This is a genomic window from Lapidilactobacillus luobeiensis, from assembly GCF_024345205.1.
In the GTDB taxonomy this organism is placed as follows: domain Bacteria; phylum Bacillota; class Bacilli; order Lactobacillales; family Lactobacillaceae; genus Lapidilactobacillus; species Lapidilactobacillus luobeiensis.
The window spans coordinates 1-19552 of record NZ_BROC01000006.1 but is presented as its reverse complement, the minus strand read 5'-3'; the positions used below and the strand labels follow the sequence as shown (position 1 = coordinate 19552).

Here is a 19552-nt window from a genome sequence, read left to right as displayed (position 1 = left end):
TCCCGTAATATAAAACGCTGATCGTCATGATCACGTTTTTTATTTCGCGAAAATTCACAAGATCGCTGTCATTTTTTTAATAGTGAGCTATAATTTAATTGTTATGTTTGTGGCGGGCAGATCACACAGACAAATTCAAATTATAGTGAGGGTCAGAATCATGTTGAAGAAAATTTTGCAACGAGCTGGGCGCGTCATCGCCATCACTTTTTTGGCAACGACGACTTTATTAGGTAGTGGCAGTGGTTTGGTCCATGCGGCCGATAATCCCGATGTCCCCAATGGGGGGGATTTTTATAACGATGTTCCGGAGGCAGAAAGTGCACCATTGCATGCGGCTCAATTCTTTCATATCTTCTCGCAAGAAGCGCACACGAATGCCCACACCAATGGCAATATCGCGACTGATGATCTTTATAGCAACACCAACTTCGGCACGAATATCGTTGAAGGTAGTTTAGAGAAGGATATTTATTATTTTCAAGATGTGAAAACGATCAGTCCCTCAGCGTTTGTCAGCTCGTTGATGGATCGCAATAAAGCCGTTTTTGGTGCCGAAACAAATATTGGTCTGTTGGATCAAAATAATCAAAGTGCGATCTCAGTCAATACCAACCCCTTGGATCACCTCCAAGAAAGTGAGGTTTTCCAAGATAAAGGCGCTAATCAGTACATCAACATCACCACCGTATTAGGCCAGGCGCTGGACCGATCAAATGAATGGGCTCAAGAACCCGACTCGCCCAGTATCTCCGCCGACTTCAGTGATCAAAATAATCAAACGATCAGCGTTGATCCAAGTCAAACTGGCGCGCAGATCGTCTTGACGAAACAGGATACTGAAGGTCAGCTCCTACCTGATGCGATTTTCAACCTTTACCGTGGCTCTGATGATAGCCTGATCGCGCAAAATCTACGGACTAACAGTCAAGGTCAGCTCCGTGTGACAGTCGCTGGAGCCGGTCTTTATTATTTTGTTGAACAAAAGGCACCCAACGGTTATCAATTAGATACCAGTCGCCATTACGTCACGGTCACCGATGAAAACATTGCGGCAACTAATGGTCAGGCCTTTCAATACTACAAACTAGACGCTAAGGCTCTAGCGAATGATCGACCGATCAAGATCACGGGACTCAGTCGGGATGGCGCCCCCCTGATCATCAACGTTGATCTTGACAATGTTCGCGAATTTGCGATCAAAGCGCAGATCAAACTAGTGATCGATGGCAGTGATCGCCAAAATCACGAAACCGAAGATTTTGATGACGCCAAGATCCTTTGGAATTTTACCAACTCGAACAAAACGGTGATCAACGTCAACGCGCCTTTCCAAGGAACCATGCTAGCGCCTCAAGCCGAGATCATCGCCCATCAAAATATCGATGGTAGTTTGATCGCCAATAAGGTCAATATCGAGGGTGGCGAGACCCACCGCTGGGATTTTCAAGACCAAAATAGTGGCGAACCTGCGCAAATAACCGTGATCAATACTAAGAAAAATCTAGAGGTCAGTAAAACAACGTTCAGCGGTCAAAAATTTTGGGACGATGGCAATGATCAGGATGGTCTCCGCCCGGTTTACGTGACTGTCAAACTTTGGCGTCAAGTTAATGGTGGGGCTAAAACATATGTCGCCAAACGAATCGTCACTGCCAGTTCTGACTGGCGTTATCAATTCAAGGACCTGCCAACTCACGATACTAACGGCAATAAAATCACCTACTCTGTAACCGAGAAAAAAGTCGCTGGCTATACCACCACGAGCAGCGGTCCTGATTTGATCAACCGCCACACCCCAGCGCTGACCCAGATCCAAATCAAGAAGAATTGGGTGGATGAAAATGATCAGGCCGGTAAACGTCCGGACAGTGTTAGCGCCCATCTTTGGCGTCATGATACTGACGGTATCGAAAAAGTTACTGATTTCACACTTTCAGCCGCCAATAATTGGCAAGCACAGTTCAAAGACCTGCCTAAATACGATCAAGGAACCGAGATCCATTATTTCATCACCGAAGATGATATTCCCGACTACAGCAGTACCATCAACGGTTTTGATTTGACCAATCGCCTAGATCTCCAAGCGCCCGTGACCACGACGATCTTCGGTAGCAAAGTTTGGCACGACGATGATAACATTTATAATAATCGACCTGACAAAGTTACCGTTATTTTGAAAAAAGCCAGTACCACAGCACCAGATGGCTGGATCGAAGTCGCGCGACAAGAAGTCAGCGCGAAAACAAATTGGGAATATTTCTTTACTGACCTCCCCAAAAATGATGAGCAAGGTAAGCCGATCGTTTATCGTGTCTTTGAGTTTGAGGATCCTAAAAGCCCATCTGGCTACACGGTCACCCAAGATGGTCACGATCTGATCAATACCGCTGATCCCGATCTGCCTACTAACGTGACCACAAGCTTCATCAATATTCGCGTCCATAAATACTGGAATGATCAGGATAATAGTGCGCAGCAACGCCCGCAATCGATCAAAGTCCAACTATACGCTAATGATATGCCCAAATATGAAGCAAAAACGCTCAGCGCCGCTCAAGGCTGGGTCGCTCTGTGGTTAGCATTACCAAAATATGATGAATCCGGCAAATTGATCAAATATACCGTTAAGGAAGAAACACCTGCTGGCTATCAGTTGACTTGTGATAAATTACCGTTGCTTAATGATGATGACACGCAAGAGATCAATTTGATCAATACTCCTAAAGATCCAGACGATAATGATGGTGAGGATCCCGATCAAGGCGGTGAGCAAAACGAAAAACCGGACGGCGATGGGCAGATCCCCGATGAGGATCAAAACGAAACGGATCCAAAAGAAAAACCGACTGCACCTAAATCTAACGAACAAAAGAAATTGCCTCAAAGCAATGAAGTCGACGCCAATGATTTAACCCTTATCGGGATCAGCTTATTATTGAGTGTTGGTTTACTTACATTACTGATCCGCCAACTGCCGAAGCACGAGCAATTCTAGCTAGATCAATAACCTGTCGGATCCACCAGAAAATAGTGTCAAAAAAATGTTGCCTCTGCTCAATAAGCTCAGGCAACATTTTTGTTTTGTATTTTTTACTGAGGCGATCAGTGATTCAATCTCCCGAAAATAAGGGCCACAAGCATCTTTGTTAATACTCGATCACCTTGATCATCATGGGCAAGTCTAATCCAGTGTTTGGGCCGTGGCCTGACGCAGATTAGGACCTTGCATCGTGATCTCCGCCGCCAAAAAGCGGATCCGTTCCATTAAACGTTTTGCCTTCAATAGATCCGTTGTTTGTCTAGTATCAGCCAAGAAGGTCTCCAGCTCGGCCATCGCCAAATTAGATGTAAAGCAAGTCGTCAACCGTTCCTGCATCCGATATTGCAAAATCACGCCGAGCACCTCATCGCGGACCCAAGGACCATTGCTATCAGCGCCAATATCGTCGATGATCAAAACTGGCGCGCTTTGGATCTTTTGGATCTGCGGCCAAACTTGACCTGCACTGATCGCCTGTTTGATCTGAGTCGCAAACGTTGGGAAATGGACCAAGGTCGTCGCCAGTCCCTCCTTAGACAACTCATTCGCTAAGGCACCCATCAAGTAGGTTTTGCCCACACCAAAAGGTCCCGTCAGATACAGACCACGAGCAAAGGGATGATCGCTTGGTTGACTCAGTTGACGCAAAAGCACCATTGCAGCATTGATAGCTGACTTACGACCAGCCGTTTGTCGATAGTCAGCCAAATCAGCCGCACGCAGATCCTGAGGAAGATTGACCATCGTGACCCGTTGCCGCCGTGCCTGAGCTGAATGAGCCGCGGCTGCTTGTACCGTTGGCCGATACGCGACTTCGATCAAACCATTGTTCATCAACAGATAAGGCTCATAACCAGCCTGAGAAACCACTTCTTCAGGATTGAGCCCCGCTTTGACCTGATAAAACTCATAGATCGAAGATGCCGATTTCTCGATCGCGCCCGGCGCGATCGCCTCCTGATGATGGCTTAAAAACGCTTTGACCTCTGGATCTTGTAACGCCTGAGTCATTAATTGCTGATAATCATGGCCCAAATGTTGTGTTGCTAAAAACTTTGTTAAATATTCGCTAAGACTATACATGGTCGTCACCTCGCTGTTGCCGTTGTTGTTTAAGCCAAGCTAGATTTCGTTGGATCTCATCATCGATCTGCGGATCATTTTGTTTTTGTTCAGAACTCGAAGGCGCAGATGTGTTTGTCTGTTCAGGTTGCAACCAACTGGGGATCACGCCCTGATTTTTAGACTGACGCCGCGGTCGCCGATTAGCTGAAGAAACACCCTTTTGTCGTTGATAATAGTAACTAAGACCTGCTTCCGGCGTTGTGATCTTTGCCGTCAGCCAGTCCTGCGCAATACTATCCAAATGTGCCACTGTCAAAGTTGGGTTCTCCTGTAAGACGGCCCAAACAAGTATATTCAAAGTCCCCTCAGAAAAAGCATGGCGTTGTTGCAGGGTCTTTAAATTATACATCTCCCCTTTGCCAACATAAAGGCGCGGATTCTTCTGCTTTTTGATTTTCGTAGCGAAGGGCAAAACGCCCATTGATTTTGCCATTTGTAACAAGGCTTGATCATCCGAACTGAACGCTTCTGACGCGCTTGTCTTGACCGGCGCCGGTGTCGCCGGTTTAGCCACCGCCGGCTTCGATCGCTCATCAGAATTCAACTGGTCATATAAAGTCAGGGCCTGTTGTTCAAGGCTCCGAAAATCAATTTGATTATTTTTAAGATCTAAACTTCGACTGATCAAACGAGCGATATCAGTAATGCTGAACTGATAAAATTCGTGTAAACCGTAGATCTCGCTTTGATGCGCCATGATCTCACTTTTACGGATCTGTTTTTGACCCACTAAGGCAAGCAAGGTCTCCCAATCGAAAGTCGCCAGCTGGGCCGGACTGACCTCGCTGACCAACTGTTGCGGCTGATCGGACTGAAACCGTTGCGCCCCAGACTTGACTTCCGTCGGCGGCGTTAACAAAGTACTACTAGGCAAATTAAAAACATCGAGGAAACCCGCGGTCACTTCCTGAGCCTTTTGTAAATCAAAACGTGGTAATTGGAATTCCTGGACCAACGCCAAATAACGTTTGCGGGAAACTTTTTCTAACAAATAAGTCGCTAAGATCTCTTCATGGAAGAAACGTTCTGGCGTCAGGGGCGGATAAAGATAATAAATCAAATAATCGCCTAACTCATCCGTCGTCTGAAAACTTCGGATCAGGCCGACTGCTTCCAATTGTTGCCGCGCATGCAAGAATTCTTGGGGATTGATCCCCAGTAACTCCAAGATCTGGAAATGATGGGGACGTTGTGAGCGGATCAAAGCATCATCGACCGAAGCCCAAAGCGCTTGATAAAGCGTAAAGGCATTGGGATTGATCAAAGGTTGATAGAGCTTGGTCAAGACCTGACCATCAAGATCGCTGAGCCGTCCAGCCCGAATCAAATAGTAACCACTGGTTGGGTCAAGACTTGGTTGCGCGCTCATTTCTGTGATTCATCCCCTTGCTCAGAAGTCGACTTTAAGGACTGATTCTCTTTAGCGATCAATTCCTGAACTTCCTGCATGAAAACATTCATATCTTTGAACTGGCGATAAACACTGGCAAACCTAATATAAGCGACATCATCCAGCTTTGCTAGATATTTCATAACTAACTCACCGATCGCCTCAGAGTGGACCTCGTTCTCACCGCTCTGCCGAATATCTCGCTCAACTTTATCGACGACCGCCGTTATTTGATCCATACTGATCGGCCGTTTCTCAGCCGCACGAACCAGCCCCCGCATGATCTTTTCGCGATTGAATTCTTCGCGCGTACCATTCTTTTTGATCACCAGCAAAGGCGTTTGTTCGATTCGTTCAAAAGTCGTAAAACGATAACCACAATTCTCGCACTCCCGTCGACGCCGGATCGCCCGACCTTCATCCGCAGGACGACTGTCGACGACTTTTAGAGAATTATGATGACAACGTGGACATTGCATAATCTGACACCTCAATTTCAAATTCGATCATTGACCCCGAGAAAGTTCCTCGGCAAGTCGGAATCACCTACACCAAATGTAGACTTCAATACCAATATTATACCTTAAACCCACAACGAAACCAACAAAGTGCGGAGCGAACCAGGGTGCTTGCGAGCATTAACCTAGCAATCGTTTTGGAAGCGCACTTTGCTTCCGGAACGATCGCGTAGTTAAGCACAACAAGCAGGTTCGCGCAGCACGATTAAATCAAAGTGCGAAGCGAAACGGGTTGCTTGCGAGCATTAACCTAGCAATCGTTTTGGAAGTGCACTTTGCTTCCGGAACGATCGCGTAGTTAAGCACAACAAGCAGGTTCGCGCAGCACGATTCTTGTAAACCAATGATTTAACCATCTTATTTTTTCAAAAAATCAAATGTTAAAAAAAATAACCGAAAAGGCTCCGCACTGATAGCCAGTTTTGTCAGCACTGATCCATTCAAAAAAGTCTTGAAACAAAAAAAGGATCCAAAGGCGATGCCTTCAAGATCCGATTTCTTCTAAAAAGTGGCACTAGCCGATCAAGCATTCAGCCAAGCTTGAAATGAATCGCTTTGAACCAAGGCTTGGAAACGACGCTTTAGTTGCGCCAGATCCTGACTGGTATCAACAACAAAGTCAGCGACGGCTAATCGCGCTGCTTGGCTGGCCTGAGCCTCGATCCGTTGGGCAGCAGCAGTCGCTGTCAAACCATCCCGTTGTTGGATCCGTTCAAGCTGTAGGGCAACCGGCAAATCAGCGACCAATATCCCATCGCAAAGCGGTTGATAACCTTCCTCGACTAAAAGAGGGATCTCCGCTACGATCAGTTTGACCTTCCGAGTTTTACTGGTAGTGATCGCCTGGCCGATCTGTTGGCGGATCGCTTTTTGAGTGATTTGGTTCAAGCGCAACAATGCTTGGGGATCACTAAAGACTAACCGCCCCAGTTTCGCGCGATTCAACGACCCATCAGCAAGCAAATATTGCGGACCGAAAATAGTAACGATCTGTTGCAGCGCCGACGTGCCCGGCGCCATGACCTGACGGGCGATCTGATCAGCATCGATCAGTTCAGCCCCCCATTCTTTAAATAATCGTGCTAAGGCCGACTTTCCTGAAGCGATCCCACCAGTGATCCCTAAAACTTTCGGTGTCGTTTTAACCTCAGTCATCACACACCTCAACGCCTGCGGGGAGCGGCTGACAGTGTGGGCAAAAATGAGTCCCACGACCACCGACTTTGATTTTACGGATCGGCGTCTGGCAACGCGGACAGGGATCATCTTCGTGTCCATAAACATTAAGTGCGAACTGGAAGTGTCCTTGATGACCGTTAGCGTCAACGTAACTACGAACACTGGTCCCACCAGCGTCCACCGCCTGCTGTAATTCCATAATGATCTGCTCGTGAAGTTGTCGAGCTTGGGCCATTGTTACCTGATCAGCAGGCGTCAGCGGATTAAGCCGACTGAGCCAGAGCACTTCATCAACATAAATATTACCCAAACCTGTGACCACATGTTGATCCAGTAAAACTGGTTTGAGTGCTTTATAATGCTTTTGTAACCCCGCATACAAGGCGGCCACCGTGAAGTCTGGACCAAGTGGTTCTGGACCCAATGTCCTGATTCCTGATAACTGTTCCTCTGTGCCAGTCTTGACCAATTGCATTCGTCCAAATTTACGAACATCTTGATATTGTAAACTTGTCCCGTCGGTCAATTCAAAGATAACGTGAACATGTTTATTCGCCGGTTGCGCAGTTGGTTCTAAAAAGTACTTACCTTCCATCCGTAAATGGCTGACCATCGTTAACTGTTGGTCAAACCGAAATAATAAATACTTGCCCCGGCGCTGGATCGTTTCAAACCGGCGTCCACTTAACGCATCGACAAAAATCGGCACATCACCATTGATGATTTTCGGATAAAGAACACGCACTGTCGCGATTTTTTTCCCTTGAACCAAGGCCAACAACGAACGTCGCACAGTTTCAACTTCTGGTAATTCTGGCACCTAAACTCCCCCATTATTTCTTGATCGATCGACTACTTTGCATCATACCAAGTTGGTCCATGTGCACTATCAACAACTAGGGGCACATCTAAACTAACCGCTGAATCCATTACCTGAGGAACTAATTTCTCCAGAATTGGGATCTCCGCTTTAGGTGCCTCAAAAATCAATTCATCATGGACTTGCAAGAGCATTCGAGCTTGTAGGCCAGCTTCAGTCAACCGTTCTTGCATATTGATCATCGCCACTTTGATGATATCCGCAGCACTACCTTGGATCGGCGTATTCATCGCGGTCCGCTCCGCAAACGAGCGTAAATTAAAGTTCTTCGCGTTGATATCTGGCAAATAACGCCGCCGATGCATGATCGTTTCTACATAACCTTGCTCACGAGCCAACGCGACAATATTTTTGATATATGCCTGAACATCAGGATATTGCTCGAAATAAGCCGCGATAAAAGCCGCCGCCTGTGGTCGCGATATCCCGATATTCTTGGCTAAGCCATAATCACTGATGCCATAAACGATCCCGAAATTCGTTGCTTTGGCCTGCCGCCGCATATCAGGCGTGACTTCCTCAGGATCATTCAAATGGAAGATCTTCATTGCAGTATTGGCGTGGATATCCAGCCCGTTTTTGAACGCCGCCTGCATATTCTGATCCCCAGAAACATGGGCCAAAACGCGTAGCTCCACTTGAGAATAATCACTAGAGAAAATCTCCCAGTCAGGATGGCTGGGCACAAAAGCCTGACGGATCTTGCGGCCTTCAGGTAGACGAACTGGAATATTCTGCAAATTGGGATCCACTGAGGATAATCGCCCTGTCTGCGTCAAGGTTTGTAAATAACGGGTATGCACTTTATGATCAGGATGGATCACTTTCAGCAACCCTTTGATATAGGTCGATTGCAGTTTGGAGATCTGTCGATAAGTCAAGATCCGTTCAATGATCGGATGACTTTGCTGCAATTGCTCTAAAACTTCGACCGAGGTAGAATACCCCGTCTTATTCTTTTTGATCACAGGCAATTTGAGTTCATCAAATAAAACCACACCTAGTTGTTTGGTTGAATTGATATTAAATTCATGACCAGCATCGGCATAGATCAGCGCTTCGATCTGACTCAAAGTTTGACCAAAATCACGTTGCATCGCCTTTAAGCGTTGACTATCCACTGTGATCCCCGCTAACTCCATTTGCGCTAGGACCAATGCTAGTGGCGCTTCGATCTCATCATAAAGCTGATCTTGATCATTTTCTTGAAGCTGCTGCGTCAATTGCGCTTGTAATTGATAGATCGCCTGCGCCTTGCGACAAAGATGTTCACCTAAAACCTGATAATCAGTGGGGATCGCTCGTTTAGTTCCCTTGCCATAAACATCCAGATCAGTCTGCACACCAGCGTAACCATGGAGATGAGCGATCACTCCGAGATCGTTACTATTGTCAAACGTATTCAATAAATACGACGCCAACAAGAGATCAAAGGTCATGCCCGCAATCGGCACATCAAGTCTTGCCAATAACACCATGGTTTTTTTACTGTCAAACACATATTTCTCTTGCTGTGGGTCGGCTAACCAAGTGCGCAATGGCGCCTCTTGTAATAAGCCAAGATCATCACTGTAATACCAGCGTTCCGGCGTACCTAATGCAAAACCGATCGGCGTTTCCAGATGATAATTGTCACCCAAAATATCCAAGTCGAACGCGCGCGCTGTTTTTTTTGCTAAAATCTGCGGAAGTTCCGCTCGCGTCAATTCCGTCATCGTGATCGGAGTCGCCGCAGCCGTCGCTTCATTGTCCTCTGTGGCCTCACTTAGATCCATTTTTGCCAGTTTCGATTTGAAATCCATTTCCTGATAAAAAGCGATCAAAGCTGCTTGATCCACCGGTTGACGTTCGGTTTGCGCTAAGTCGATCGTGATCGGCGCAGCGATATTGATCCGCGCTAATTTTTTAGACAAAAACGCCGCTTCGCGATCATTGATCAGATTTTCTTTTAACTTGCTCTGTTTCATTTCTGCCACATGGTCATAGAGGTTTTCCATTGAACCATATTGACCTAATAGTTTTAGCGCAGTCTTCTCACCGACCTTGGTCACCCCTGGATAATTATCTGAAGTGTCCCCCATCAGTCCCTTTAAATCAATGATCTGCTCTGGACTGATACCTAGTTTTTCTTGGACGTGAGCAGGTGTGTAGGTCTCAAGTTCATTGACTCCCTTGATCGTGACTTTGACCGTCGTATTGGCTGTTGCTAACTGCGTCAGATCACGATCACCGGTCACGATCGTAACAGGCATCTGATCGCGTGCGGCCTGTGCCAAAGTACCAATAATATCATCAGCTTCATAATCAGCCAATTGATAATGTTGGAGACCATAAGCGTCTAATAACTGATTGATATACGGCAACTGCTCCGCAAACTCGCTGGGCGTCTTGGAACGATTTCCTTTATATTCAGGGAAAAGCGCTGTCCGGAAAGTTGTCTTTCCTGCGTCAAAAGCCACCAAAACATGGGTCGGCTCCTCAGCCTTCAACAACACCTCCAACATATTGCTGAATGTATAGATCGCGTTGGTATGCAGTCCCTGACTGTTGGTAAAACGATCCAGCGAATGATGTAGCGCAAAAAAAGCGCGAAAGGCCAGACTGTTCCCGTCCAAAAGTAACAATTTATTTTGTTGCGTTGTTGTCGCCATCAGAACCTCCATCTTGTGTCGATCATCCCGTTACTGTTTTATTTTGGTTCATTACTTCTTGACCTTAGTGTACCAAAATACTGATCACAACTTCAATGATCTGCCAAGCAAGTATGACTGCACAACGGCAGGACTGCAAACTTTGACTTAGCAATGATCTAATAAGCGATTGCGCTACTAGGATCCTGGCATCATTCTGCGCAGAAGTCCGTTGCGGTGGCACGTTGTTAAATCAGGCAAGGATCCAGTCACGACCAGCGTCATTAGCAAACCCTACTTCGTCAGTAGATCTTCATAGGCTGTTTCATATTTCTGAATGTCACCGGCACCCATAAAGATAACTACCGCATGTTGGTACTGCAACAATGTCGCCATTTCGTCCAAGTGGAGGACTTGACCACCGTGATCGATCAATGCCCCTAGATCCGCGCTAGAAACGGTTCCTTGCTGCTCGCGAACTGAACCAAAGATCTCCGTCAAATAGACTTGATCAGCTGCATCTAAGCTCTTGGCAAAGCCAGGCATCAATGCTTTAGTTCGTGAATAGGTATGTGGTTGAAAAACCACGACCAACTGGCGATCCGGATACTTTTGACGAGCCGCATCGATCGTCGCTTTGATTTCCGATGGATGATGCGCATAATCATCGATCACGGTCACCGCACCATATTTCTTTTCTGCGAACCGACGCTTAACGCCTGAGAAAGTCAATAATTCCGCCGCAACTTCGGTCATCGAAAGGCCTTCGAGATAGCTGACCCCGATCACAGCCAGACTGTTTAAAATACTATGTTCGCCAAACAAATTGATCACAAAATGACCGATGAACGTGTCTTCGTGCCGGACGTCAAATTCTGAACCTGACGAGGTCCGTTTAATATTGATCGCCTGAAAATCATCACTATCTTTTGTGCCATAGTAATAGATCGGCGCATTGGCCTTCAGGCGGCGCAAATTAGGGTCATCGCCCCAAGCGAAGATCCCCTTTGAAGTTTGCTGCGCCTCTTGTTCAAAGGCGCTGAACACATCTTCCAGATCACGGTAATAATCAGGATGATCAAAATCAACATTAGTCATGATCACATAATCTGGGTGATAGGCGATAAAGTGCCGCCGATATTCGTCTGCTTCAAATACAAAGAACTTAGCGTCTGCCTCACCTTTTCCAGTACCATCACCGATCAAATATGCCGTCTTCGCGACCCCACTGAGAACGTGAGCCAATAAACCTGTCGTACTGGTCTTCCCATGTGTTCCAGCAACACCGATACTGGTGTAGCCACTCATCAACTGACCCAGAAAATCATGATACCGAATCACTTCAGCACCCGATTCATGGGCCGCCTTGATCTCGGGATGATCATCTTGAAAAGCATTCCCGGCGATATAAGTCCAACCTGCGCGAATATTTTCCGGGTCAAAGGCGTAGATCGGGATCCCAGCCGCTTCCAAACTCGTCTGTGTAAACGTATATTGATCGATATCAGAACCTGCAACTTGATAGCCCAGATCATGGACGACTAACGCTAATGCACTCATCCCTGAACCCTTGATACCAATAAAGAAATATTTCTTCGTTTCCATTTTTTCACCCTACTATCAGAATAATCAAAATAATTTCTGCGCGTGTTCGCGTTGTTGATCAAGCAAATTCATAGTGAGCTTGAAAGTCAAAGGCCTGACCGACTGGTGTCTTGTGATCAAGCACCATGATCCCCCGTCGTGCCGGCGCATTGGCCAACCCTAATTCACGAGGACTACAGATCATGCCGTAACTAGCGACTCCACGTAACTTACCTGGCCAAATCAATTTACCACTAGGCATCATCGCACCCACTAAAGCGACAACGACCTTTTGTTCAGCCTGAACATTCGGCGCACCACAAACGATCTGGAGCGGTTCAGCTTGGCCAACGGCGACCTTCGTGATCTTCAAGTGATCTGAATCAGGATGCGCCTTCATTTCCAAAACTTCACCGACAACGAATTTAGGCGTTAGGTCAGCACTCAAACGTTGTGGCTGTTGAGCTTGTTGTAATAGAGCATTGATTTGTTCGACTTGTGCCGCTGTGAGAAACACTTGACCTTGACCCTTAAGATCTGATAAATAAGTCGAAGCGTTGAATAAATTATAACCAACGACTTGATCATTATCGCGCCGCTGGATCTGGACCAAATCACCGAAACGAACAGCCTTTTGTTCGGAAGCTGTCGCCTGAGCCGTGGTCATAACAAGAACGTCGCCTAATGCGACTGGATTATAGCTTGTGATCAGCAATCAAAAAACTTCCCATCATTTTTTTATTGTTATTATTTATTGTTAATGGCAACTAAAATATCGTCAATAGCGACATAAAGCCAGCAGTTCTGCAAAAAACACAGAAGCAACTGGCTTTGGTTGCACGTTTATTATTGTAAGCTAGATGGGGTCGTTTTTAAAGTCTTAGATCGTAAAAGCAAGATTATTAATAAATTTTTCAATCTCTGCCTTGGTCTTGCGATCTTTATTGACGAAACGACCAACTTCTTGACCATCTTGATAAGCAACGAAACTAGGGATCCCCATGATATTCAATTCAACGGCGAGATCCATGAACTTATCCCGGTCGACTTCAATGAAATCAATGTCCGGATATTCAGCCTCGATCGCGGGCATACTTGGTTTGATAAAACGGCAGTCACCACACCAAGTTGCTGTAAAGAACAACATTGTTTTGCCCTGCGCCGTAATGCTTGCTAGATCTTGTTTTTCGAATTCAGTTAATTGTTTCATGATCTGACCTCCATGATTTTCTACTACCATACTATAAGCTATCTTTTAGTAAGCGTCAACTGAATCATCTCCGAAAAATTAGCCCGGATTTTCGCCGATAGTCCGATCGATCAGCCCGATCGATGCATTGTCGGCAAAACATCAACCATCGCTTACGCCGCTACTTGCTCACCGCTTCAAATCACTTGTCTTGATCATTCTGCGCCCATGCGATCCTGCCTTAATGGTCCAGCGATAATTTTCACTGATTTTAAGAAAGAATTTACTCATTTTATTTGCCCCTTTCAGTGAAACAGGGTATCCTATTGAGTACAGGAGTAATTTTGAAAAAACTTTGGTGATCGAGAGGGAGTAACCATGACAGAAGCAACAAAAAAAATGCTCAAATATACCTTGATCGGTTTTGCAAATGGCCTAGCGATCGGCACCGCAGCTGCTTTTAGTTGGCATCTGAAGGAAAAACAACTGCCTGAGAGTCTTTTGGAGGAGATCAAGTCGCTGTTCTTGAAGGAGGGGCCGATCGAAGGTTCTTGGATCGAATCCACCCCACGGACGATCACTTGGCGTGGTGATCGTCATTTGGCTTTTTTTGGCGGGATCACTCGTGAAGAAAGCCACGCTTTGGTTCAATATCAATTCATTTTTGATGCTAAAACCAAAGAATTGCTTGATTTGAAAAAAGAAGCACTCGCCTAAAAATCAGAATCGACTGCTATTATTCACAACATTCAATAAAAACCATCATGCGCAATCGCCGCACATGATGGTTTTTTTATTTTACCTATTTTTGTTCACCAGCCGCTGAACGGCTAGCTGCCTGAGCGGCCGTCATTTTGTGGGCATCTAAAGCATAGATCACTTGACCTCGGGCCGCAAATTTTTGCTCATACTCAGTTTCGATGTTCGTGTCGACCCGTTCGCTCTGATGTAGATCCAAAGAAACAAAATCAAAAAGCCAGCCACTGGCGTTTAAGCTTTGTAATGAATACTCAAACAGCCCCCGATTATCCGTTTTAAAACGCAATTGGCCTGCGGGCAGCAAAATCTGCTGATATTGCGCTAAAAAACTGGGATATGTCAAGCGGCGTTTTGCGTGCTTGGTTTTCGGCCAAGGATCAGAGAAATTCAAATAAAGGTCGGCGATCTCTGCAGGTGCGAAATAATCTGTCACCGCCGCACCATCACCAAGAAACAATTGTAGATTAGGTAGTTGTAATTCAACCTGCTTTTGTAAAATCATTCCCAGAGCTGAGGCCTGGATCTCCATTGCGATGAAATTAAGGCGCGGATTTTGTTGCGCCATCCCAATGATAAACTGACCTTTGCCGGAACCGATCTCCAATTGTAGTGGTAAACTCGGATCTGCAAATCGTTGGCGCCAATGACCAGCCAAGCCTGACTGTGCGGAAACCACTGCTTCTGGATGGGCCGCCATCAACGCTGGTACCCAGGGTTTGTTCCGTAAACGCATTTATTTTTTTCCCTTCTTGCCTGCACTTAAACGCTGTGGCAAATAAAATTTTAAAAAGAGGTATAAGAACAGTAAAGTACCCGCGATCAGTGCCAGCGCTAATGGTAAGCGCGCAAAACCCAAGTGGATCAAAATCGTAATACTATAAGCCAGCCATTCGATCAATAAAAGCGGTCGCAGAACTGAGGTAAACTGTTGCTGTTGTGCCGCTGGCACCGTTGGTAATAACTTGGCCAAGGCATTATGGTCAAAATGATGGACCAACGGCAATAATTGATAGCCCGTCAAATAAAGAAATAGCAACGCAATGATCAAAAGTAGCGCTGGTTGTTGGATCAACGCCAAAAGCACAACCCCGATCACAACGAAACGCAACCAAATATTACTGTAATCCGTTCGCCGTAGAAAAGCCCGAATAAATAAATAGCGATACGGTCCCGGTTGTCGTTGGGACCAAGCTTGGATCAGCCGGTCTAACCACCGTCGCTGGACCACGTGCCCACCAATCTCAGGTACATCCACAAACAGGTTATAAAAGCGCAAAAGTCGCACTTGGCGGACATTTTCTTGAGCGATGAGTTGATACCAAGCGACCGTTTGCAGATCCGAGCGCCGGTCAAAATAAATTCGACCGCCCCACAACACCCCTGCTAATAACAAGCCCCACCAACTCGTCAAACCAAAACTCAACAATAAGCTCAAGGTGGCGCCACAATAGATCAAGATCACCGACTCACGTTGACGTTTACTGGACCAGCTCGTAAAGCACGCAAAATACTGGCGCCAAAGATCAAGATCCTTGAAAATCAACAGTGTCAGCACGACGAGCCACCACTGGGTCAGATCAAGCTGCGTCGCCCGTAGTGTAAATGGCGTTAAGATCACCCCTACACTGATCAAGAGTGCTCCTGGCAGAATCAAACTCAGCCAACGAGCTCGTCGTAAATACTGACTCATTTCTGCTTCACGAGGCAATAAAAAAACTTGATCTGCATTGACCACCAAAGTAGCCAAGCGCCCCACTGACAAAGTCGCTAGTAAGATCCCACTGATCAGATAAGGCGCCCAAGCCAAAGGTAGCTTGATCGTTTGTAAAAAATTGCTATACCAGAACGCTAAAGCGCCAGCCAGAAAAACAAAAGCTAAGATCAAATGATCATTAAAAACATATTGCAAATATTTGCTTTGCTTGATCAAGTGCTGGCGACGACGGTCTGCCCACATTTTCGCAAAATCAGACATCGCCATTCTCCTTCGCCATCGTTAAATAAATATCATCCAAGTGGTCAGGTGCCACCTGAAACGTCTGAGCCAGTTCAGCAACGGTCCCACTAGCGCGGATCTGTCCTTGATTCAACAAAATGAAACGATCCGCTTGCGCTTGAGCCGTCGCCAAAATATGAGTCGTCATCAAAACCGCTGTTCCCGCCGCTTTTTTTGTCGCGATCAAATCCAGTAGATTGCGCACCGCTAATGGATCCAGACCAGTAAATGGCTCGTCGATGATCAATAAGCTAGCGTCAGTCATAAACGCATTGACGATCATTACTTTTTGCTGCATCCCCTTAGAGAAATGAACCGGGAACCAATCTAGCATCTGATCCAAACGAAAGGTCTTCAGTAAACGATTGGCCCGAGCCCAAGTCGCGTCAGGATCCAAATGATAAGCCATCATCGTTAACTCCAAATGCTCGCGCAGAGACAACTCAGGGTAAAGGATCGGGGTCTCAGGGACAAAAGCGATCTGTTGCCGATAGGCGGAAAGATCACTGGTCTGTTGCAGGCCATCGATCTCGATCGTACCTGATAAAGGCCGCAAAAGCCCAAGGATATGCTTGATCGTCGTCGATTTACCAGCGCCGTTCAGTCCGATCAAACCAACGACTTCACCATTGGCTACTGAAAAGCTCAGGTCATTCAAGATTTTAAGGTGCTGATAACCACCAGTCAAGTGCGATACTTCTAACATGGATCGTGTTCCTTTCTTAACGCAAGATCAAATCGAATTTAGTGGTAACAGTGGGAATCCAACCATCATCACTATTTTTTTAGTTACTAATATGATAGCATGAAATGGATAGTTTGGAATATTCAATCATTTAATTTGAAGGTGAATCTATTGGATAATTGTATTTTCTGCAAAATCATTCGGGGCGAGATCCCCAGTGTTAAAGTTTATGAAGATGATGATGTTTTGGCCTTCCTCGACATTTCGCAAGTGACCCCGGGACACACACTGCTCGTGCCTAAAAAGCATGTTCCCGACATTTACGCTTACGATACCGACTTGGCCACACGTGTCTTCAGCCACGTTCCAGAGATCGCCCGTGCACTCAAGCAGGCTTTCCCTGAAGCACAAGGACTAAATATCTGCAACAACAATGGCGAACTGGCCTATCAATCCGTCTTTCACTCACATATCCATTTTGTACCGCGCTATACCAGCGATGACGGTTTCAAAATGCATTGGGCCAATAACGCGGATCAATACGATCAGGCTAGTTTGACCGCGATCGCTGCTAAAATCAAATCGGCCCTGGCTAAGGAGGAAGTCGAATGACGAAGCAACGACGTAAAGCCACATTTGGTAAGGGGCTCCTTTGGGGCAGTGTTTTGGGGTTGACCACCGTGCTGCTGACTTCCAAAAAGAGCGGTGCTCAACGACGCAATGAGTTCAGCACTTATGTTGATGGTTTGACCAGCGCGACTGATAACGTCAACCGTAGCGTGCGCAAATTGCGCACCGCCCTAGCCACCCTTCACCACGAGATCAGTCATAATGCAGTCCCCACGATCGATGCGCTGAAAAAAGACGTCACTGATTTTCAATTTCAAGCAGAACCCCGACTAAACGCCTTAAAGGATCAAACCGATCAATTACAAAATGACCTGAATGACCTTCCTGGTGTAGAGCCGACTCAAGCAGCGGAGCATTGATTTTCTCGTGGCAAGCAATAAAACTTGACCTGTGAATTTTCTGTGCCGGATTTGAATTTTTTGGAATAAAGGCTTGAACATTCCGTTAAATTTGACCGTTTAATTTTATTTGCTTGCTAATTATGGTATATTACTAAGAGTGTTGAGTTTTTATCTAGGACTTTGAATAGGATGTGGATTCAGTATTATGAAGAAATCAATGAAGAAGCTTGTCTTAGCGGCGGCTGGTTTACTAGCAGTCGTGGGATTGGCAGGCTGTAGCAACAAGACGGTTGTTTCCATGAAGGGTGGTAAGATCAGCGAGTCCGATTATTACGATGAGATGAAGAAGTCTGCTTCAGGAAAATCGACCTTGCAAACGATGATCATCACCAAGGCTTTGGAGCAACAATATGGTAGTAAAGTCTCCAAAGACAAGGTCACCAAGGAATACAAGAAATTCAAAACGACTTATGGTGCGCAATTGTCTTCTGTCTTGGCCAGCAATAACATGACGACAACTGACCTGAAGAACAATATTCGGACAAACTTCTTGACCGAGGCTGCCCTGAAAGATCTTAAGAAAGTCACCGACAAACAATTGAAGAAGCAATGGGCAAGTTATCAACCTAAAGTCACTGTTGCTCATATCTTAGTCGAGAAGAAAGAAACGGCTGAAGATATTATCAAGCAATTAGACGGTGGTGCTGATTTCACGACTTTAGCAAAGAAATATTCAACTGATACTGGTACTAAGGCTGATGGTGGCAAATTGGCTGCCTTCGACAATACTGATACTAGCCTAGATGCTGATTTTAAAGCAGCGGCTTTCAAGCTGGCTCAAGGCAAGTATACGGAAACACCAGTCAAAACTTCTTACGGCTATCACATTATCAAGATGGTCAAGAATCCTGGTAAAGGTAAGATGTCTGATCACACCAAAGATCTCAAAGACCAGCTTTACACAACTTGGTTGTCAGACTCAACAGTAATGCAACAAATTTTGGCTAAAGTTATTAAGAAAGCCAACGTTGATATCAAGGATAAGGATCTCCAAGATGTTCTTTCTAGCTATGTAAGTAGTTCATCAAGCTCATCTTCCAAGAAATAAGCGTTGACTTACAACGCGACCCAGCACAGTATCTCTGTGCTGGGTTTTTTAGTATTGCGATCACGGCACGATCGATTGTAGCCGCGATTATTCGGCAAAAGTCCTGCTCGAACTAATCCTGATCCAAAAAAGATACCATAATCGACCCAACTTAATGGACATAATATGTTCAGTTCATCACCTACTTATATTTTTAACTGGATCACAGCTGGGTAAGTCCCATATCTTGTGCTCGAAAAAACCGCGTAATCACAATTTTTTCCTATTTAGGCAATATATCACCATAAAAAAATAAAATAATTTTTAATCATGAATAATTTATGTAGCAAGTTATAAAGCGCTTTCTTAACCTAATATTCTTATACAATCAAGAATATCTTTCCTATCGGTAAAAAAATAATGCGCATGAAATAACAAACCTGGATTCCCGAAACACGTAACAATGAAAGACTGCTAAAACCTTGATTAATTAACGGTTTTAGCAGTTTTTCTCTT

At 45.6% G+C, this 19552-nt stretch carries 17 protein-coding genes; 5 read left to right on the top strand and 12 right to left on the bottom strand.

Annotated features, from left to right (window positions below):
* The first annotated feature begins 160 nt into the window (after window positions 1–160).
* Window positions 161–2998 carry a Cna B-type domain-containing protein gene (locus OCU21_RS03345; RefSeq protein WP_261806094.1) on the top strand — a complete coding sequence of 946 codons (2838 nt, stop codon included), beginning with the start codon at window positions 161–163 and terminating at the stop codon, window positions 2996–2998.
* 186 nt (window positions 2999–3184) lie between these two features.
* Here OCU21_RS03345 and dnaI read toward each other — a convergent pair whose 3' ends face one another.
* From dnaI to OCU21_RS03300, 9 genes are all read right to left on the bottom strand, one after another.
* Window positions 3185–4126, bottom strand: a complete 942-nt coding sequence (gene dnaI, locus OCU21_RS03340; RefSeq protein ID WP_261806093.1) for a primosomal protein DnaI — start codon at window positions 4124–4126, stop codon at window positions 3185–3187.
* Complete coding sequence (locus tag OCU21_RS03335; protein WP_261806092.1) at window positions 4119–5537, bottom strand: DnaD domain protein; 1419 nt, start codon at window positions 5535–5537, stop codon at window positions 4119–4121. The genes dnaI and OCU21_RS03335 overlap by 8 nt, the downstream gene beginning before the upstream one ends.
* Window positions 5534–6037: a transcriptional regulator NrdR gene (gene nrdR / locus OCU21_RS03330; protein ID WP_261806091.1), complete on the bottom strand. Its 504-nt coding sequence runs from the start codon at window positions 6035–6037 to the stop codon at window positions 5534–5536. The genes OCU21_RS03335 and nrdR overlap by 4 nt, the downstream gene beginning before the upstream one ends.
* Window positions 6038–6598: 561 nt before the next feature.
* Window positions 6599–7231 carry a dephospho-CoA kinase gene (gene coaE, locus OCU21_RS03325; RefSeq protein WP_261806090.1) on the bottom strand — a complete coding sequence of 211 codons (633 nt, stop codon included), beginning with the start codon at window positions 7229–7231 and terminating at the stop codon, window positions 6599–6601.
* Window positions 7224–8075 (bottom strand): DNA-formamidopyrimidine glycosylase, encoded by an 852-nt coding sequence (gene mutM, locus OCU21_RS03320; protein ID WP_261806089.1) that lies wholly within the window; start codon window positions 8073–8075, stop codon window positions 7224–7226. Before mutM ends, coaE begins: the two co-directional genes overlap by 8 nt.
* A gap of 32 nt (window positions 8076–8107) precedes the next feature.
* Window positions 8108–10786, bottom strand: coding sequence for a DNA polymerase I (gene polA, locus OCU21_RS03315; RefSeq protein WP_261806088.1), 2679 nt, complete (start codon window positions 10784–10786; stop codon window positions 8108–8110).
* Window positions 10787–11059: 273 nt separating this feature from the next.
* A complete protein-coding gene (gene murC / locus OCU21_RS03310) occupies window positions 11060–12370 on the bottom strand; it encodes a UDP-N-acetylmuramate--L-alanine ligase (RefSeq protein ID WP_261806087.1) in 1311 nt (436 codons plus the stop codon).
* A gap of 58 nt (window positions 12371–12428) precedes the next feature.
* Complete coding sequence (gene ytpR, locus OCU21_RS03305; protein WP_261806086.1) at window positions 12429–13064, bottom strand: YtpR family tRNA-binding protein; 636 nt, start codon at window positions 13062–13064, stop codon at window positions 12429–12431.
* 165 nt (window positions 13065–13229) lie between these two features.
* A complete protein-coding gene (locus tag OCU21_RS03300; protein ID WP_261806085.1) occupies window positions 13230–13559 on the bottom strand; it encodes a thioredoxin family protein in 330 nt (109 codons plus the stop codon).
* Between the two features lie 357 nt (window positions 13560–13916).
* Here OCU21_RS03300 and OCU21_RS03295 point away from each other — a divergent pair, with 357 nt between their 5' ends.
* Window positions 13917–14255 (top strand): hypothetical protein, encoded by a 339-nt coding sequence (locus OCU21_RS03295; RefSeq protein WP_261806084.1) that lies wholly within the window; start codon window positions 13917–13919, stop codon window positions 14253–14255.
* Window positions 14256–14340: 85 nt separating this feature from the next.
* On the opposite strand, the gene trmB is transcribed toward OCU21_RS03295, so the two are convergent.
* Genes trmB through OCU21_RS03280 form a run of 3 tightly spaced genes read right to left on the bottom strand, consistent with a single transcriptional unit; the run spans window position 14341 to window position 16999 of the window.
* Window positions 14341–15030, bottom strand: a complete 690-nt coding sequence (gene trmB / locus OCU21_RS03290) for a tRNA (guanosine(46)-N7)-methyltransferase TrmB (RefSeq protein ID WP_261806083.1) — start codon at window positions 15028–15030, stop codon at window positions 14341–14343.
* Window positions 15031–16272 carry an ABC transporter permease gene (locus OCU21_RS03285; protein ID WP_261806082.1) on the bottom strand — a complete coding sequence of 414 codons (1242 nt, stop codon included), beginning with the start codon at window positions 16270–16272 and terminating at the stop codon, window positions 15031–15033. It abuts the gene before it with no gap.
* Window positions 16265–16999, bottom strand: a complete 735-nt coding sequence (locus OCU21_RS03280; protein WP_261806081.1) for an ABC transporter ATP-binding protein — start codon at window positions 16997–16999, stop codon at window positions 16265–16267. Before OCU21_RS03280 ends, OCU21_RS03285 begins: the two co-directional genes overlap by 8 nt.
* A 150-nt stretch (window positions 17000–17149) precedes the next feature.
* On the opposite strand from OCU21_RS03280, the gene OCU21_RS03275 reads away from it, so the two are divergent.
* The 3 genes from OCU21_RS03275 (at window position 17150) to OCU21_RS03265 (ending at window position 19057) form a co-directional block, all read left to right on the top strand.
* The gene (locus OCU21_RS03275; RefSeq protein ID WP_261806080.1) at window positions 17150–17590 is read left to right on the top strand and encodes an HIT family protein; all 441 of its coding nucleotides are present in this window, start codon (window positions 17150–17152) and stop codon (window positions 17588–17590) included.
* Window positions 17587–17967, top strand: a complete 381-nt coding sequence (locus OCU21_RS03270; RefSeq protein ID WP_261806079.1) for a YtxH domain-containing protein — start codon at window positions 17587–17589, stop codon at window positions 17965–17967. Before OCU21_RS03275 ends, OCU21_RS03270 begins: the two co-directional genes overlap by 4 nt.
* A gap of 199 nt (window positions 17968–18166) precedes the next feature.
* Complete coding sequence (locus OCU21_RS03265) at window positions 18167–19057, top strand: peptidylprolyl isomerase (RefSeq protein ID WP_261806188.1); 891 nt, start codon at window positions 18167–18169, stop codon at window positions 19055–19057.
* The last annotated feature ends 495 nt before the right edge of the window (window positions 19058–19552 follow it).

Coding starts and splice junctions, on each gene's coding strand:
- OCU21_RS03285 (WP_261806082.1), bottom strand. CDS start 16,272: ATGTCTGATTTTGCGAAAATGTGGGCAGACCGTCGTCGCCAGCACTTG.
- trmB (WP_261806083.1), bottom strand. CDS start 15,030: ATGCGTTTACGGAACAAACCCTGGGTACCAGCGTTGATGGCGGCCCAT.
- polA (WP_261806088.1), bottom strand. CDS start 10,786: ATGGCGACAACAACGCAACAAAATAAATTGTTACTTTTGGACGGGAAC.
- coaE (WP_261806090.1), bottom strand. CDS start 7,231: ATGACTGAGGTTAAAACGACACCGAAAGTTTTAGGGATCACTGGTGGG.
- OCU21_RS03335 (WP_261806092.1), bottom strand. CDS start 5,537: ATGAGCGCGCAACCAAGTCTTGACCCAACCAGTGGTTACTATTTGATT.
- nrdR (WP_261806091.1), bottom strand. CDS start 6,037: ATGCAATGTCCACGTTGTCATCATAATTCTCTAAAAGTCGTCGACAGT.
- OCU21_RS03265 (WP_261806188.1), top strand. CDS start 18,167: ATGAAGAAGCTTGTCTTAGCGGCGGCTGGTTTACTAGCAGTCGTGGGA.
- OCU21_RS03295 (WP_261806084.1), top strand. CDS start 13,917: ATGACAGAAGCAACAAAAAAAATGCTCAAATATACCTTGATCGGTTTT.
- OCU21_RS03345 (WP_261806094.1), top strand. CDS start 161: ATGTTGAAGAAAATTTTGCAACGAGCTGGGCGCGTCATCGCCATCACT.
- OCU21_RS03280 (WP_261806081.1), bottom strand. CDS start 16,999: ATGTTAGAAGTATCGCACTTGACTGGTGGTTATCAGCACCTTAAAATC.
- dnaI (WP_261806093.1), bottom strand. CDS start 4,126: ATGTATAGTCTTAGCGAATATTTAACAAAGTTTTTAGCAACACAACAT.
- OCU21_RS03270 (WP_261806079.1), top strand. CDS start 17,587: ATGACGAAGCAACGACGTAAAGCCACATTTGGTAAGGGGCTCCTTTGG.
- murC (WP_261806087.1), bottom strand. CDS start 12,370: ATGGAAACGAAGAAATATTTCTTTATTGGTATCAAGGGTTCAGGGATG.
- OCU21_RS03300 (WP_261806085.1), bottom strand. CDS start 13,559: ATGAAACAATTAACTGAATTCGAAAAACAAGATCTAGCAAGCATTACG.